At 35.8% G+C, this 16,884-nt stretch carries 13 protein-coding genes; 7 read left to right on the top strand and 6 right to left on the bottom strand.

The features are described 5' to 3' along the window. Nucleotides 1–21 precede the first annotated feature (21 nt). The 3 genes from B0E44_RS13390 (at nt 22) to B0E44_RS13380 (ending at nt 1,599) form a co-directional block, all read left to right on the top strand. A complete protein-coding gene (locus tag B0E44_RS13390; RefSeq protein WP_077376085.1) occupies nt 22–243 on the top strand; it encodes an addiction module protein in 222 nt (73 codons plus the stop codon). 3 nt (nt 244–246) lie between these two features. Continuing rightward, the gene (locus tag B0E44_RS13385) at nt 247–552 is read left to right on the top strand and encodes a type II toxin-antitoxin system RelE/ParE family toxin (RefSeq protein ID WP_077376082.1); all 306 of its coding nucleotides are present in this window, start codon (nt 247–249) and stop codon (nt 550–552) included. Between the two features lie 87 nt (nt 553–639). After that, nucleotides 640–1,599, top strand: coding sequence for a YafY family protein (locus tag B0E44_RS13380; protein WP_077376080.1), 960 nt, complete (start codon nt 640–642; stop codon nt 1,597–1,599). A gap of 44 nt (nt 1,600–1,643) precedes the next feature. On the opposite strand, the gene B0E44_RS13375 is transcribed toward B0E44_RS13380, so the two are convergent. Both B0E44_RS13375 and B0E44_RS13370 read right to left on the bottom strand, forming a co-directional pair. Then, nucleotides 1,644–2,123 carry a DinB family protein gene (locus tag B0E44_RS13375; RefSeq protein WP_077376132.1) on the bottom strand — a complete coding sequence of 160 codons (480 nt, stop codon included), beginning with the start codon at nt 2,121–2,123 and terminating at the stop codon, nt 1,644–1,646. Nucleotides 2,124–2,367: 244 nt separating this feature from the next. Further along, entirely contained in the window at nt 2,368–3,300 is a 933-nt protein-coding gene (locus B0E44_RS13370; protein ID WP_077376077.1) for a 1-phosphofructokinase family hexose kinase, read from the bottom strand. A gap of 182 nt (nt 3,301–3,482) precedes the next feature. Between B0E44_RS13370 and B0E44_RS13365 the strand changes: the two genes are divergently transcribed. Beyond that, the gene (locus tag B0E44_RS13365; RefSeq protein ID WP_077376074.1) at nt 3,483–7,541 is read left to right on the top strand and encodes a T9SS type B sorting domain-containing protein; all 4,059 of its coding nucleotides are present in this window, start codon (nt 3,483–3,485) and stop codon (nt 7,539–7,541) included. Nucleotides 7,542–7,672: 131 nt separating this feature from the next. Here the strand turns inward: B0E44_RS13365 and B0E44_RS13360 are convergent, their stop codons facing one another. The 3 genes from B0E44_RS13360 to B0E44_RS13350 all read right to left on the bottom strand — a co-directional run bounded on the left by B0E44_RS13360 (nt 7,673) and on the right by B0E44_RS13350 (nt 11,401). Next, nucleotides 7,673–8,869, bottom strand: a complete 1,197-nt coding sequence (locus tag B0E44_RS13360; protein WP_077376071.1) for an aminopeptidase C — start codon at nt 8,867–8,869, stop codon at nt 7,673–7,675. A gap of 88 nt (nt 8,870–8,957) precedes the next feature. Continuing rightward, nucleotides 8,958–10,859 carry a S9 family peptidase gene (locus tag B0E44_RS13355; RefSeq protein WP_077376068.1) on the bottom strand — a complete coding sequence of 634 codons (1,902 nt, stop codon included), beginning with the start codon at nt 10,857–10,859 and terminating at the stop codon, nt 8,958–8,960. A gap of 128 nt (nt 10,860–10,987) precedes the next feature. Then, nucleotides 10,988–11,401: a hypothetical protein gene (locus B0E44_RS13350; protein ID WP_077376065.1), complete on the bottom strand. Its 414-nt coding sequence runs from the start codon at nt 11,399–11,401 to the stop codon at nt 10,988–10,990. A gap of 237 nt (nt 11,402–11,638) precedes the next feature. Here B0E44_RS13350 and B0E44_RS13345 point away from each other — a divergent pair, with 237 nt between their 5' ends. The 3 genes from B0E44_RS13345 (at nt 11,639) to B0E44_RS13335 (ending at nt 14,139) form a co-directional block, all read left to right on the top strand. After that, nucleotides 11,639–12,751: an FAD-binding oxidoreductase gene (locus tag B0E44_RS13345; protein WP_077376062.1), complete on the top strand. Its 1,113-nt coding sequence runs from the start codon at nt 11,639–11,641 to the stop codon at nt 12,749–12,751. Nucleotides 12,752–12,754: 3 nt separating this feature from the next. Further along, nucleotides 12,755–13,498: a monofunctional biosynthetic peptidoglycan transglycosylase gene (gene mtgA / locus B0E44_RS13340; RefSeq protein WP_077376059.1), complete on the top strand. Its 744-nt coding sequence runs from the start codon at nt 12,755–12,757 to the stop codon at nt 13,496–13,498. A 233-nt stretch (nt 13,499–13,731) separates the two neighbouring features. Beyond that, nucleotides 13,732–14,139, top strand: a complete 408-nt coding sequence (locus tag B0E44_RS13335; protein ID WP_077376056.1) for a hypothetical protein — start codon at nt 13,732–13,734, stop codon at nt 14,137–14,139. Nucleotides 14,140–14,251: 112 nt separating this feature from the next. On the opposite strand, the gene B0E44_RS13330 is transcribed toward B0E44_RS13335, so the two are convergent. Continuing rightward, nucleotides 14,252–16,459: a TonB-dependent receptor gene (locus tag B0E44_RS13330; RefSeq protein WP_077376053.1), complete on the bottom strand. Its 2,208-nt coding sequence runs from the start codon at nt 16,457–16,459 to the stop codon at nt 14,252–14,254. Nucleotides 16,460–16,884 lie beyond the last annotated feature (425 nt).

Raw genomic sequence — 16,884 nt, 5'->3', positions numbered from 1 at the left:
GTTTTTACTAACTTTGTTTTTATGGAAACTATAAAATTAAATATCGATTTGAGTGTCAATCAATTGATTGAAGCTGTGAAGCAACTTTCTCCTAAGGATAGATTGAGAGTTAATGATGCTATCTGGAATGAAGATATGGAAATTCCTGTCGAACACCAACGAATTGTTTTAGACCGAATGGCAAAAGCAAATGCAAACCCCGAAAGACTTTTAGATTGGGATGAAGTTTCTAAAACGCTTTAGGACTTGCATTTTCAATTAAAAATAGACACTGACGCTTTGAATGACATTCAAGAAACTTTTGAATGGTATGAAATGCAATTGAAAGGATTGGGTTTACGTTATAAAACGCAAGTCAAAAAACAAATCAATTCTTTAAAAAAAGACCCTTATCTTTTTAGTATAAAATACAATGAAATTCGATGTAGGAAAATAGAAAAATTTCCTTTTTTGATTCATTACCTAATAAATGAAAATACAAAAAATGTTACTGTTTTTGCCGTTTTTCATACTTCTAAAAACCCAGAAATCTGGAAAAGAAACAATAAGTAAAACTTCAATAACAAAAGTTGTTAGGGTTTTCTATTTTTGAAATGTATCTTTGAGATTCTATGCTCAAAACCTTTGTAACTTAAAAAAATGCTCGACGAAACCCCAAAACGATTTGACCGCATTGTTGCCATTCTTATTCAACTGCAATCCAAAAAGATTGTAAAAGCACAGGAATTGGCGAATCGTTTTGAGGTTAGCCTGCGAACAATTTATCGTGATATTCGGACATTAGAAGCTTCTGGAGTTCCTATTTATAGTGAAGCTGGTGTTGGTTATGCTTTAATGGACGGCTATCGGTTACCGCCTGTTATGTTTACCCGCGAAGAAGCCAGCAGTTTTATAGCGGCTGAAAAACTAATGCAGAAATTTACTGATACAACTCTTGGAAATCACTATGCTTCGGCTATGTATAAATTAAAGGCTGTGTTGCGAAGTGATGATAAAGATTGGGTTTCCAGTATTGAGTCGAGTGTGTTAATGCAATCTTCGGAGAAACTTTTTAATGATAAATCTCCGAATACTTTGGCAACGCTTTTTGAAAGCATCGCCGAAAAAACACAAGTTTTTCTTTCGTATGAAGCTATTCAATCGGATGGAATTACAGTACGTCATATTGAACCTGTTGGAGTTTTTCACGATAATAACAATTGGTATATGTTAGGGTATTGTCATTTGCGTAAAGACTACAGACAATTCCGGGCTGATCGGATACACGGAATTAAAAAAACGGAAATCCCTTTTTCAATAGAACACGATGCATTAGAAACTTATTTAGATAAAAACAAAACTGTTTCAACAATCAAAATCAGGATTTTGGTGGAGAAAAAAATTGCCAATTACCTGAAATACGAACGAAAATACCACGGCTTTGTTTCGGAAAAAGCAATAGACGACAAAATCGAAATGACTTTTATGTCGTGTGATACGATGGAAGGATTTTCGCGTTGGTATATGATGTTTGGGGATTATGCAACTATATTGGAACCGGAAAGATTAAAAACTAAAATTCTGGAATTATTAGATAAAAACAGACGACGCCTTTTATAAAAAAACTCCTAAAATGAATTTCATATTAGGAGTTTTTTTAATTTTTATCTTTCCCAGAAAAAAGGAGGTTCAATTCCCAAGGCTCTTAAATAAACATAACCCTGACCTCGATGATGCACTTCGTTATCAATAAAATATAAAATATTTTGAACGATTGGGAATTCATATTGACCAAATAAATTAAAGGTTTCATTAAAATCTTCGATGGTTAATTTCTGCCAATTTTCATTAATTTCTGCGGTAGCTTCGTCCCATTTTTCAAGGTATTGCGCTTTAAAAATTAATTTTTCAGTTCCCTCAGTATAAGGTTGAATATCACGATTGACTATTCCTTTAAGTGCTGGGGCTCCAATAGCTAAAAGCTCATCGGCTAATTTTGAAAATGGACGCATCCCGCCAATTGAAAATTCAAAGAAATCTTTATCAGGAAATATTTCAATTACACGGCGTGTTAAAGCGCGATGTCCTTGCCAGTGTTTCAATAAATCTTCGGGAGTAATAACTTGTGCTGCTAATGTTTTCATAATTTTAAAGTTTTTCATTGTTTACTTCTTCAAAATTAGATACGGTCGGTGACAACAGTTTGTCAGTAGGTTTTTATTTTTTTAATTATTTTAGAAAATAGAGTAAAGAGAAAAGAACAAAGAGAAAAGAATAGAGAAAACCTGACGAAGGTAAAACCATCAGGTTTTCGATTTTTAATTCGATTTTTAAATATTTCTAAACTTAGCAACTTAGTCACTTTCTGGCTCAGAAACTTAAAAAAAATTATTTGTCCTTCAACCAATCGAACAATCGTTGCGCATCTGTACCTTTAAACAATTGGGTTCCTTCGTTCATTGTGGCGGCAGAACCGCAGGCAACACCCCAGCGGATTACTTCTTTCAGGCTTTTATTTTGCGAAAGTGCCCAAACCATTCCGCCGACCATACTATCACCGGCACCAACGGTACTTTTCTTAGCGACATTGGGAGCTGGGACAAATTCATAATTATCTTTAGTTACTAAGACCGCTCCTTGAGGCCCGAGAGAAACTACCACAATTTCCGCTCCGCCTTTGGCAATAATTTGTTTGGCTGCTTCATTGACTTCTTCCATTTCCAGTCGTTCAACACCAATCAGTTTCGCCAGTTCTCCTACGTTTGGTTTAATTAGATAAGCGCCTGTTTCCAATACTTTTTTCAAAGCTTCCCCTGATGTATCCACTATTAACTTTGCGCCAGATTGTTTTGCTATTTCGGCAATCTTTTGATAGAAATCGGATGATAAACCTTCATTTAAACTGCCACTGGCTACTAAGAATTTTGGTTTTAAGTCTGCCACTGCATTGAGTACGGCCTGCTCTTCCTCTTCAGTAATTTCTCCTCCGGTAAACCCAAAGCGGTACTGTGAATTGGTGTTATCATCTACAGCCACAAAACTTTCTCTAGTCCAGGTCTGAATGGGAATGGCTTGAAAGGAGATGGATTCTTTGGCAACCAATTCTTCGAGCATTTTTCCCAATGGACCTCCCGAAGTGAATACTGCTAAAGAACTGCCGTTTAGCCTTGAAATGGCTTTGGAAACGTTGATTCCACCACCTCCAGCATCAAAGCGAGGTTCTTCACAGCGAATTTTTTGTTCGGCTACCAAGCCTTTAAAATGGGTGCTTTTATCTAAAGCTGGATTTACAGTAAGGGTAACAATATCGTATGTGCTCATTTTTATTTTTTTTAAAGAAAAAGATTGACAGAATATGCAATTTACTAAAATTAGAAGCGATAATAACTTTTGTACAATAATTAATTGTAAATGATTTTAACAACATAAAATACTGAAATTCATTACATTAAAAATAAAATCATTTGTACCTTTAAACACCCCAAATTAATAAAATCAGAATTATGAGAAAGACTCTATTTCTACTTTTATTATTTTATTCGACTATATCTTTGTCGCAGGGGATCATAGTTGACACGACAAGCTTGGGTATACCCGAACTGATTCGGGAAGAATTAATGAAGAATGCTTGTGCGAATGAAAGTAACTTCAGATTTTCATCACACCAAGGCATTGGTAAATTCACCAGTACCAATCCCAATTTCCCAATATCAAGCGGAATCATTATTAGGAATGGAATAGCAAAATATACCGAAGGAATTTATACTGGAGCCAATGAAAGCAGTCAGTTAAACACAGCAAATGATGCCGATTTGCAAGCTATAAGCGACAGTAACGGACAAATTGTCCCTATTACCGATGTAAGTTATATTCAGTTTGATTTTACTCCTTTGTCCAGTAATTTTAGTTTTGATTTTCTTTTTGCATCTAATGAATATGGTGAATTTCAATGTGGTTTTAGCGATGTTTTTGCATTTATATTGACTGATCTAACTACAGGAGTTGCCACAAATCTTGCTGTGCTTCCAGGAACAACAACTCCAGTTTCTGTCAAGAATATTAGAGACGAACAGTACAATTCTTCCTGTTTATCTGCCAATGCCAATTTGTTTGACCATTATAATGTAACCAATCCGGGGGAGTCAGCTATAAACATGAGAGGTGAAACCAAAGTTTTGACAGCTTCGTCAACTGTGATTCCAAATCGGACATACAGCATAAAACTGGCAATTGGAGATTACAATGACAGCAATTATGATTCGGCAGTATTCATAAAAGGAGGCAGTTTTATGACTACTATGAACTTAGGTCCTGATAGAGCCATTTGCGAAGGCGAAAGAATTACACTCCAATCTGGGCTTGTTGGGAATTACACATACGAGTGGACTCTCGACGGAACGGTAATTCCTACTGAAACAAGCGCTTCTTTGACGCTCAATAAATCAGGGACTTATGGGGTTACAGCAACACTTTCCGGTTGTGTCATAAAAGACGAGGTGGTCATTAGCGATTTGGTCATTAAATCACCTAAGAATTTAGTTGCTTGCTATACCGGAAACACCACTTATCAATATAACCTGACACAGAATAATTTAATTACGTTAGGTCTCAATCCGGCAGAATATTCTCTGAACTATTTTGATTCTTTGGCTGCAGCCAATTCAAACGGACCAACCATTCCCGATAGTCAATTGGCTTCTTTTACCAGCGCCGGTAATCAAACAATATACATTAAAGCGGTACATGTTTCTAACAGAAATACGTTTTGCAATAATCTCCTATCGTTTGATTTATTGGTGACAGCTCCTATCAATGTTGTTAAACCTCCAGACCTAAGTTTTTGTGACACCAATTTTGGAAGAGTGCTGGTGAATTTAACAATTCAGGAAAACCCTATCCTGAATGGATTAAATCCTTCGGATTACAATATCACCTATTATACAAGCCAGTCAGAAGCAAATAGCGCGTCAAATGCCATACCAAATCCAACAGCCTTTATCGTTTCTTTGTCCCAATCACCTCAAGCAATCTGGGTGCGTATTGAAAATATTCCCAACTCGGTTTGTTATACTACTATTAATTTCAATGTAATTGTTTATTCACTTCCCACAGTTGATGATATCGCTGATGTGATTGCATGCAACAGTTACACATTACCGCCAATTACAAATGGGGATTATTATACGGGACCAAATGGAACTGGAATTAAATTGAATGCAGGGGATATTATTGTAAAAACCGGAATCTACTATATTTACAGCGGTCCAACTCCAACAAACAATTGTACCAATGAAAATTCTTTTAAGCTGACCTTTGTTTATGAAATTGATTTTCCTGAAGAAGCCTGTGGGGAATACATAGTTCCCAGCGTAGTTGTCGGTGGTTTTTTTACGGAGGCTGGAGGAAGAGGTAATACAATTTCAGTTGGGACTAGATATACAACAGACAATACCATTTATTATTATGCCGTAATCAACGGTGTGGTTTGCCGTGACGAAGCAGTCCCTTTTGTCGTATATCCCTTGCCACTTGTAGATAAGCCCAGTAATGTAGTGACTTGTGATTCCTATACTTTGCCACCGTTGACAAATGGAAATTATTATAGTCTATCAGGAGGATTCGGAATTCCTTTGAATGCTGGAGATAATATAACTTCGAGCCAAACGCTATTTATTTTTGCAAATGATGGAAAATGTACCAATGAGTACTCCTTCAGAATTGACATTGTAAATACTGCGTCCTATATTCCCATTACAGAATGTGGAAGCTATACTTTACCAGCTGTTGCAATTGGCGGTTATTATGACAGTCCAAACGGTCAAGGCAAAAATATCCCTTCCGGAACGGTTATTACCAATTCGCAAACCGTGTACTATTATGTTGTCACCACAACCTCTCCCAATTGCACCGATAATCTAAAATACCAAATTACCATAAAACCATTGCCATTGGTTGATACGCCAAGTAATAGGCTAGAATGCCAAAGTTATGTATTGCCTCCCTTGGTCAATGGTAATTATTTTACCGAAACAAATGGTGGCGGACTTCAATTAAAAGCTGGCGACATCATCACTGCAACGCAGACGATTTATATTTATGCAGCTGGAATAGATTGTACTAATGAACATAGTTTTAGTATCGAAATCAGACCACTGCCACCTGTGGATAGTTTTACGGATGTAATCACATGTACTGATTTTAAGTTACCAAAATTAAAAAATGGCGGGTATTACACCGCTACAGGAGGGCCTAGTGGTTTGGGAAATCAACTTGCCGAAGGAACGGTCATAACAACCACACAAACTATTTACATCTATAATGAGTGGCCTGATTTTACCAAATGCAGCAATGAATCTTTTTTTAAGGTTAATGTCAATGGAATTGACTTAGGTAATTTTGACGATGTAAGCGTTTGCGACAGCTACACTCTACCCCCATTAAATCAAGGAAATTATTATTCTCAACCCAGAGGGAAAGGCCCAGTAATTCCAACGGGAACAGTATTGAGAACTTCACAGACAATTTACGTCTTTGCCATTGTTGGCAATCGACTGAGCTGCTCAAGCGAAAAGAGCTTTTCGGTTACCATTTCTACAGCTCCCCTATTGGTCAGCACAGCGGATGTCGCTATTTGTCAAAGTTACACATTGCCTCCCTTATCCATTGGGGATTATTATTCTGGATCGGATGCAACAGGAACGCTATATTTGGCAGGGCAGCAAATTACAACTAGCCAAAAGATGTACATTTATGCTCCAGCTCCGGAAAATTCCAGCTGTGCTTCTCAAGATGATTTTAACATTACCATTTATCCCTTGAAAGATTTGCCATTGAAAAGCGGTGTAATCTGTGTCGATTACCAGACAGGAGCAATAATCAATGCAGCTCAATTGAATCCAGGACTTAATACAACCAACTATACAATAGATTGGTTTTTGAACGGAAATAAAATAAGCACAGGTGCCAATTATACTGCAATTCAAGAAGGAATCTATACGGTAGTAAGTACCAAAAACACAACTAATATTGGTAACGATTGTGGTTACAATCCAGCTACAGTTACCGTTGAAAAATCCAGTCCAGCAATTGCAACCGTGACCGTGACCAATGCTTTCGAAGACAATATCGATATTATAGTTACCTTAACTAATGGTTTTGGGATCTATGAATATCAAATGGATGATGGAAATTTTCAAACCAGCAATGTATTTTCCAATGTCACTTCGGGACAACATATTATTACCGTAAAAGATACCAAAGGAAATTGTGACAACCGGGTTTTAATCGCCAATGTGCTTAAATATCCTAAATTTTTTACCCCAAACAACGATGGTTTCAATGACACTTGGAACATACCCGATCTCTCATTTCAGCCCGATGCCGTTATAAATATCTTCGACCGCTATGGCAAATTCCTAAAAGAACTCAAACCTTCCGAGCCTGGCTGGGACGGCAATTACAATGGCAATCCACTTCCTTCCACCGATTATTGGTTTCAGGTTTTTTATACCCAAAATGGAGTTGCCCAAGTCTTCAAATCTCATTTTAGCATGAAACGCTAATCGTATATCCCCTCAGTTTTCTATAGCTTATTTAAGAGTGACCTTGAGAACGTAAGCCAAAATGTTTACAATAAAAAAAACCTGCCTTGAATGAATCAAGACAGGCTTTTAACAATCTGAAGAGACAAAAATTACGCCCCTATTTTCTTTGCAATATCAGATGGAACACCACCTTTATTAACCATCAATGAAGTTGTTTTGTATTTTACAAAATTCTTGCTCACATACAAATATCCTTTATAATCATTGGTTGCTCCCCAAGAATTTTTTACTATATAATATTCTTTACCCATTTGATCTTTGGCAATCCCCACAATGTGCATTGCGTGATCATCGGTAGTTTGATAATTATCAAATGCTTTTTGACGAATTTCTTCAGTGATTTCCAACTCTTGTTTTGGACCATTAAACATATTTTCTTTTTCTTCAGCTGTCATTTCATCATACTTTTTGGTTGGAACATAAGCTACACCATTTTTCCAACTAAAGCTTTTCTCACTCACATCCGAAGCCCAAGCTACTGTATAACCGTTTTTCAACGCATTATCAATGATAGTCGTCATATCGTTCATCTTGACATTGTAAACCAAATCAAATGACCAGTTATCAGGAACCATCATCATCGTTTTTGTGTAAAACGGTACATTGGCATAAGATGCAAACTCAACATACTCATCAGGGTTGATTCCTACTACTTCTTTGGCAAATGTTTGTGGTGTGTAGCTTTTTCCTTTGTACATGAAATTTTCAGGAACTTGACCCAAATAAGAATCAATAACTGCTGCGTATGCTTTTTCCCAATTTGGAGTAAGTTCCCCGTTTGGATTTTTCACAACTGCTGCCAACATAGCTTCGGTCAAAGCAGCCATTTCAGCAAACTTATTTTTCGATGTACCATAGTTCAAACCAGTATACACTTCTTGAGGTACAGCTCCGTATTTTTTATACATATTGGTTACATCGTGTAATTCTCCACCATCACCCAATGTTACGGCTCCGTGCATACGCACATAATTTTTACCTTTTTCAACATAAGCATTTCGAGCAGAGAAAACTTGTGATAATTCTACCGGCTGTTTTCCCATTCTAATCATTTCAGATTCTAAAAAAGAATTGGTAGAATAACTCCAACAAGTCCCTGAAGATCCTTGGTTTTTGACAGAAGTATTAGCCAGATTAATCACATCTGTAAACTTAAAACTTTCTGCGCTTTTTTCGCTAACGTTTACTTTCAATGAATTGACTAATCCGTCTTGAGCAGTCATCGTATTCATACCAACAACTAGAGTAGTTGCGATAAAGAACGATTTAATGGGTAATTTATACATTTTTAAAATAGGTTAAGGTTTCACGATATGTAACAAAAAACGCAATATTGTTACAATACTGTTTCTGAATTATTAATTAATCGGAGCGTTACAAGGTTTCTTTAAGCCATTTGTAAAACTCTTTTTGCCAAATCTGGGCATTTTGAGGTTTTAGAACCCAGTGATTTTCTTCCGGAAAATATAGAAATCTGCTTTTGATTCCTCTTATCTGCGTCGCTTGAAAAGCTTCTTGCCCTTGCCCAATAGGCACTCTAAAATCATTTCCTCCTTGAATAATCAAAATTGGTGTATTCCAGTTTTGAACATAATTTATAGGATTGAATTTGGTGTATGCTTTTTGTGCAGCCACATTGTCTTTTTCCCAGTAAGGCCCGCCAAAATCCCAATTATTGAAGAAAACTTCTTCGGTGGTTCCAAACATGCTTTGGGTATTGAAAACTCCATCGTGGGCAATAAATGTTTTGAATCTATTGTTATGGATTCCTGCTAAATAAAACACAGAATAACCACCATAACTTGCACCAACACAACCCAAACGAGCTTTGTCAACATAACTTTCTTTGGCGACATCATCAATAGCCGAAAGATAATCGTCCATTACCTGTCCGCCCCAATCTTTACTAATTTGCTCATTCCATTCTACACCGTGACCTTGCATTCCGCGACGGTTTGGTGCTACAACTACATATCCATTGGCTGCCATCAATTGGAAATTCCATCGAAAAGAATATGATTGAGTTAAAGGAGATTGTGGTCCACCTTGACAAAATAACAGCGTTGGATATTTCTTGGTAGCATCAAAATTTGGAGGCAAAATTACCCATACCAACATTTTTTTTCCGTCAGTAGTAGTTACGTAACGTCTTTCGGTTTTGCTTAATGCCAATGTTGAATAAGTTGCAGTATTTACATTGGTCAACTGTTTCCATGTGTTTTTCTTCAAATTATAAGAAAAAATTTCAGCAGCGTGATTCATATCGTTTCTGGTAACAATCAAATCTTCTCCCGAAAACCCAATCAAATCATGTACATCGAAATCACCTTTTGTGATTTGCTTTACAGTAATTGCAATTTTTGTCAAACCTGGAAAATTAACCTCAAAAACCTGCAATGTCCCGTCAATTGGTGCTATGAAATAAATCTTTTTCCCATCATTACTCCATTTGTAACTACTTACCGTTCCGTCCCAATTGGCAGTTAGATTTATTTTCATTCCCTTGAAACTAACAATCAAATCGTTTTTGTCTGCCTCATAACCATCACGTTTCATTTGCAGCCAAGTCAAGTCACCAGAAGGTGAAAATTGTGGAGCCATATCATATCCAAAATTTCCTTCGGTTCTGTTGATGGTTTTTCCTGTTTCAAGATTGTATTCATAGATATTAGTATCTGTGGAAAGTGCGTATTCAGTGCCCGCCTTTTTTTTGCACACATACACTATACTTTTCCCATCTGGAGACCAATTATAATCTTCATCACCACCAAAAGGTTTTTGAGGACTATCAAAGTTTTCTCCTTTTAGAATATCAATTCCTTCTGAACCTTCCTTATTTTCTTTGTAAAAAACATGATTGAATTTCCCTTCGTTCCAAGTATCCCAATGGCGATAATCGAGACCATTATAGATTTGAACATTGGATTTATCCAAATTAGGGTAATAGTCTTTTCCTAAGACATTATCAATTTTAACTTCTTGGTTATAAACTATGTATTTCCCATCAGGGGAAATGTTTTTATCAACCAAAATATCTTTTGTATTCTTAATTTCTGCAACTGTCTCTCCATTAATCGAAACAGTATAATATTTAGAATTGGATTTGTTCTCTTCGACTGAGGGTGTCGAAACTTTGTAAACGACATTTTTGCCGTCTTTTGAAATTCCTAAAGGAGTAATTCGTCCTAATTTCCAAAGTAATTCCGGAGTCATTACATTCTGAGCACTTGCGGTTAAACTCATCATTGTTAGCATTAAAAAGAGTGTTTTTCTCATAATTATTTAAAATACATATTCATTTTTCAAATATAACATTATAATTATCACTTAAGATGAATAGCATCACATAAAAAAAACTTAAAAAAAGCCATGTCTTTTTAATACTGAAAAAAAATCAAAAGAATTTAAGAAAATTTAAAGAATTCAACCGTCAATAAGGTAATGAAAAAACACAAAACCAATACAATAATACCGGCAATCACAACTTTTTTCAGAAATGACTGCTCAATTTTTTTAACTTGGGAATCCGTATTAACGACCGTTTTAAATTTCGCAAACGATTCAACACTCTCGATATATTTATTCCATCCTCCACTCTCATATACCTGTTTACCAAAATCCGTTAGATCACATCGGAAACCTTGGTCTTTTTCTAATACGACAAGACCTTTGTGGTCTAAAATTTCTGCAAACACTTTAGAATTTTTCAAATTGAAACCGCATTCGTCCTTAAAATTGATTCGCATCATAAACTGGGATTTCGATGTATATAGCAGTTTTAAGTTTACTTCTATAAGCTCATCTATATTTTCAAACATTACTAAACATTTAATTTTTAATATTATATATTGATTTTCCAGATAGTTTTTCTGCTGATCTAGAAATATAATCTGGTTTTAAAATCCAATTTAACAACACAATTATAATGCCAAATCCCTATTGTTTTCAACATTAACACATTTCTTACTTAAAATAATGATTTGGATTGCCCAACATATTCGAAGTGTAGTATTCAAAAACTAGAAAATTTATTTAATTTTATAAAAAAAAGTCAAATGCAACTAAGCTATTGGGAATTAAAAAATTGGTTTACTAATATAGATTTCACTATTGTGGGTAGTGGTATTGTGGGTTTACATACCGGATTACGCTTGCGTGAAAAATACCCAGACAGCAAAATATTGATACTCGAAAAAGGAATGTTACCCCAAGGAGCTAGTACCAAAAATGCTGGATTTGCCTGCTTTGGCAGCATCTCAGAAATCATCGAAGATTTAAAAACACATACTGAAGAAGAAGTCATTCAGCTTGTCCAAAAAAGATGGAGCGGCCTACAATTATTGAGAAAACGCCTTGGTGATCAAATAATAGATTTCAGGCCATATGGCGGTTATGAATTGTTTTTGAAAGATGATGACAGTAGTTTTTCCGAGTGTTCAAATAGATTACCTTTTATAAATGAGATCTTAAAACCAATTTTCAAATCTGATGTATTTGCCAAAGAAGTGGATCGTTTTGGTTTTGGAGACATTAACGAATATTTGATTTTTAATCCTTTTGAAGCTCAAATTGACACTGGAAATATGATGCAAGCTTTGTTAAAGCAAGCTATTGAGCAAGATATTTTAATTCTGAACCAACAAACTGTTACTTCCTTTTTGGATAACGAAAACTGTGTTGAAGTTGCTCTTGGAGATTTTAGTTTCACTACCAAAAAATTATTGTTTGCCACCAATGGCTTTGCCAACACACTCACCAAAGGCGGAGTAAAACCAGCCAGAGCACAGGTTTTAATCACTGAACCAATTCCCAATTTAGACATAAAAGGAACTTTTCATTTGGATAAAGGCTATTACTATTTTAGAAATATAGGCGACAGGATATTACTTGGAGGCGGAAGAAATCTAGATTTTGATACTGAAACCACAACCGAATTTGGCCAAACAGAAATTGTGCAAAAAAAATTGGAAGACTTATTAAAAAAAGTAATTTTGCCCAATCAGGATGTCCGTATTGAGCACCGCTGGAGTGGCATTATGGGCATTGGTAACAGCAAAAAACCTATTATCTCCCAACTCTCTGAAAACGTGTATTGTGGCGTTAGACTAGGCGGAATGGGTGTGGCAATAGGCAGTTTAATAGGAAACGAACTCGCAGATTTAACATAAAAAATGGCAACCAAAATAACACCAAAAAAAACAACTAAGAAACCAGTTAAAAAAAAATCAGGAAGCCTTGTGTCCAAAATAAAATGGCTTTTACTGAAAGCTTTGTTGTGGTTTTTTGGCCTTTCAATAGCTTCTGTTGTACTTTTTAAATTTGTGCCTGTTCCATTTACCCCGTTAATGGTGATTCGTTATTTTGAAAACAAAGCAGCAGGAAAAGAAATTTATTTCAGCCATAACTGGGAACCTATAGATAAAATTTCGATGAATTTACAAAAGGCCGTCATTGCCAGTGAAGACGGAACTTTCCTAACTCATAACGGCTTTGATTTTATTGCGATGCAAAAAGCATATAAGAGCAATGAAAGAGGTCGAAAAATAAAAGGCGGTAGCACCATATCACAGCAAACGGCCAAAAATGTTTTCCTTTGGCAAGGCCGAAGCTACCTTCGAAAAGGCTTGGAAGCTTATTTTACCGTTTTAATAGAAGCTATTTGGGGCAAAAAACGAATTATGGAAGTTTACCTCAACAGTATCGAAATGGGTGACGGCGTTTACGGGGCATATGCCGCTACAGAACATTGGTATCGAAAAGATGCTTCAAGCTTAACAATGGTTCAAGCAGCCGGAATCGCAGCAATATTACCCAATCCCCGAAAATATAAAGCCACAAGTTCCTCTTCCTACATCAACAATAGAAAGACAAAAATTGTTCGGATTATGAGACATATAGGAAAAATTGAATATTAATAATTACCCACAGATTTAACGGATCAAGCAGATTAACGCAGATATATTTTTATGTCTGATTCAAATCCTAAGTTCCAATCAATTATTTTTGGAGCGGGAACATTGGCATTTTTCAGAAACATTGTCCAGCTTTTAGTTACAATTTTTTGTCCGAACACCGACACAAAAAGATTTTAACTGCTATCGAGGCTAAGAGTTATGATGAGGTATTACAAAATAGAAACTGACAGTTAATGGAAACAGAAAAAATAGGTGCATATAAATCTCAAGACAAAAAGTATGCGTTTGATTTTATTTTCGAAGGCGAAATTCGGTTTGGACCAACTTACTACAAAATAAAATTAAACGGACAATTAATCGCAAACAGAATATTTGGACTTGAATTTAAATGGCATCCCAACTCAACTTTTTTAGCATTGCAAGAATGGCTAACTATAGATTACCAAAAAGGCCCCATAACTGCATTGACTTTGATTGACCTTGAAAAAGGAAAATTCGCAAGAATCTCAACGGCCGACAAAGGTTTCATAAAGCCAATTAAATTTAACAATGACATTATAATTTTCGAAAAAGAATATTTGGCTAATGGAAAAATTGTTGAGTACGAAATAAAATTTAATGAAATAAAAAATTGGGAATAAAAAAAACACCATAACAGCTACAAAGAATTAGCCTTTTTGCCATTATTTTACAAAACAACAAACCCCAATAACAATTTGCTATTGGGGTTTGTTGTTTTGTAAAAATTTAAACTTAGAATTTAAACGCAACTCCCAAAACAAAATTTCTTCCAATATTTGGAATTCCATCTGTTGCCAAACGGGACAAATGAGGAATATATGTTTTGTTCAGTAAATTATTTCCGTTAAGGTTTACATCGAAAGCGGTTTTTCCGAGTTTTACTTTTCCTCCAAAACCCATATTCAACAATGTATAACCATCTGAAGGAATATCGAATCCGCTCACTTTATCCTGACTGAAAGTGGTAGAAACATTGAATGTTGCAAAACTTTCTTCCAACCATTTACCAATTACAAAATCCGTTTTTATAGTGTTGTCCCAATTGTTTGCTGGAATTTGGGGCAAGTAACCACCATCTTGTAATTTTCCTGTAACGGTTTCAAAACTGGTCTCAAAATGCAACCAATCCAAAGGGTGTGGATGAATATGCAAAGCAACTTCACCTCCATACAAATTGGCATTGTTTTGAATGTAATTATACTCTTTAAATCCATCAATTTCTGCTCCCGATGGTGACGAATAAATGTAATCATTAATATGATTGTAAAAACCACTTACGCTAAACTCAAAATGGGTGCTTTTGTATTCCAAATCTAAATCGGTTTGCAGATTTTGTTCGGTTTTCAAATTAGGGTTTCCAATTTCGTAACGAAAAGTACCTTCATGAACCCCATTAGAAGACAACTCAGCCAAATTTGGTGCTCTAAAACCCGTTGCGGCGTTCAATCTAAAAGTCAAATCCTTAGCAAAATTGGTTTTGTATCCCAATGATGCATTGAAACTGTCATAGTTTTTATCGAGTGCCTCAAAATAACCTTCTTCACCAGCGATTCCATTTTCTTCGGAAACTAACTTCCTGTAATCAAAACGAAGTCCTGCTTGCAATGAATTCGAACCCCAGTCATAAATTCCAGTTCCGAAAACCCCAAAGTCATTGGTTGTTGCATTTGGAATCAAAAACTCTTCGGCACGATTTTTATTTTCCTGAGACATTCCTTGAACACCCACTATCGTTTCTACTTTACCCAATTTTGGCAAATAATATTTGACATTATAATCAAATGTCTTTAAAACCATATGCAAAATCGCAACGTTGCTGTCTTCAAACTCGGAACGGTCGTTTTGAATATATCCTAAATTTACATCCAATTTTGAATCACTAAAAAACAGGGTATTATTCAAAGAAAATAAATTACTAAACACCTCTTGCTTTGGAAAAGTTGTTTTTTTGGTTGTGGTTTGATCTGCAATTCCGTCTTCTGGAATTCCGACATCCAAATTATTGTAATTGTATCTCAAAGTGCTCGAAAACTTGGCATTGCTATACCCAATTCCTGCTTTAAAATCCATTTCCTGAAAGCGAGTGTTCGTAACACGATCGCCATCTGGAATCTTATAATCGGATTGTGTGTTGTATGCCCCGCGAATCAAATATTTCCAATTATCGGTAGATGTTTTCAAGCCCAAAGTTGTACTGGCTCCAAGAGTATTCGAAAACAATCTTTGCCCAAAATCTCCCTGAAAAGTATTGGCCAACGCAAATTTTTCGGAATTAAAAAACAAAACTCCTCCTAATGCATCCGATCCATAAAGCAAGGATGCAGGGCCTTTTATTACCTCAACATTTTCGACTCCAGAATCGTTCAATCCCAAACCATGTTCGTCTCCAAACTGTTGATTCTCTAACCGTATACCTTGTGTATACACTAAAACTCGGTTTCCACTCAATCCACGAATCACCGGTTTCCCGATAGATGTTCCCGTAGAAATCTGTGAAACCCCAGGGATTGTAGCTAAGCCTTCTATCAAAGTGGCACTTCCCTTTTCTTGCATTGATTTGACACTTTCTCGATCTACTTTCATTACATTTTGCGATTGCAATTTGGAGAAAGGAGTTGACACAATAACCTCATCCATTTGGAAAGCTATTTCATCCATTACAATATCCAGAGTTTGGGTATTTTGAATTTTAGCGACTTTTTTGTTTTGAGTTGCGAAACCTACGTATGAAAATACTAGAGTTTCCTCCCCGTTTGGAAGTTCAGTTAAAGTATACGCTCCGTTTTCATCGGTACTAGCTGATTTATGTGACTCTGTGGCATAAACCACAACTCCTTGTAGACGATTGTTTTTAGAATCGGTTACCTTTCCTGTGATTGAATTTTGTGCCTGTAAAAAAGTGGTAAGCCCCAGAAATAAGGCTACTATATATTGTTTCATTTTGAAAATTTGTATTGCTCTCAATCAAAGTCCTTTTTTAAAAGGCATCAAGTGATTGAAAATGTTTTGTAAATAATAGAACTACTAACAAAATCTCTTTTGAAAGCAAACTCTAAATAGCTTGATTTAAAACGAACAACCTGAACAAAGCTAAACTCACATTGAAATTATATATAAACCAAAAGTCATTGATTGCATTAATTCCAAAAATAGACTATGTTGGCTTTTTAGCCCTGATGGAAGCGGCATCCCAGCTCGTTTTTTCTACGAGATGGAATATAGCGGACAGCAGGAACAATGTTTACTGATAAAGCCTATTCTTTCGCTCCTAGATAAATTTTATCTGCGGATTGATGCGAAGTGAGGGATAACTGGGTTGTTTACAAACAATTTGGGGGGCCACGATGGGAATACAAGCTACCGGA

Origin of the sequence: Flavobacterium sp. A45 (assembly GCF_002001005.1) — a bacterium.
In the GTDB taxonomy this organism is placed as follows: Bacteria; Bacteroidota; Bacteroidia; order Flavobacteriales; family Flavobacteriaceae; genus Flavobacterium.
This window is presented reverse-complemented; position numbering and strand designations above follow the sequence as displayed.

What these genes read in the sequence shown, in the direction of transcription:
- B0E44_RS13355 (WP_077376068.1), bottom strand. Translation starts at nt 10,859, where the DNA reads ATGAGAAAAACACTCTTTTTAATGCTAACAATGATGAGTTTAACCGCA.
- B0E44_RS13390 (WP_077376085.1), top strand. Translation starts at nt 22, where the DNA reads ATGGAAACTATAAAATTAAATATCGATTTGAGTGTCAATCAATTGATT.
- B0E44_RS13350 (WP_077376065.1), bottom strand. Translation starts at nt 11,401, where the DNA reads ATGTTTGAAAATATAGATGAGCTTATAGAAGTAAACTTAAAACTGCTA.
- B0E44_RS13370 (WP_077376077.1), bottom strand. Translation starts at nt 3,300, where the DNA reads ATGAGCACATACGATATTGTTACCCTTACTGTAAATCCAGCTTTAGAT.
- B0E44_RS13330 (WP_077376053.1), bottom strand. Translation starts at nt 16,459, where the DNA reads ATGAAACAATATATAGTAGCCTTATTTCTGGGGCTTACCACTTTTTTA.
- B0E44_RS13375 (WP_077376132.1), bottom strand. Translation starts at nt 2,123, where the DNA reads ATGAAAACATTAGCAGCACAAGTTATTACTCCCGAAGATTTATTGAAA.
- B0E44_RS13365 (WP_077376074.1), top strand. Translation starts at nt 3,483, where the DNA reads ATGAGAAAGACTCTATTTCTACTTTTATTATTTTATTCGACTATATCT.
- B0E44_RS13345 (WP_077376062.1), top strand. Translation starts at nt 11,639, where the DNA reads ATGCAACTAAGCTATTGGGAATTAAAAAATTGGTTTACTAATATAGAT.
- mtgA (WP_077376059.1), top strand. Translation starts at nt 12,755, where the DNA reads ATGGCAACCAAAATAACACCAAAAAAAACAACTAAGAAACCAGTTAAA.
- B0E44_RS13360 (WP_077376071.1), bottom strand. Translation starts at nt 8,869, where the DNA reads ATGTATAAATTACCCATTAAATCGTTCTTTATCGCAACTACTCTAGTT.
- B0E44_RS13380 (WP_077376080.1), top strand. Translation starts at nt 640, where the DNA reads ATGCTCGACGAAACCCCAAAACGATTTGACCGCATTGTTGCCATTCTT.
- B0E44_RS13335 (WP_077376056.1), top strand. Translation starts at nt 13,732, where the DNA reads ATGGAAACAGAAAAAATAGGTGCATATAAATCTCAAGACAAAAAGTAT.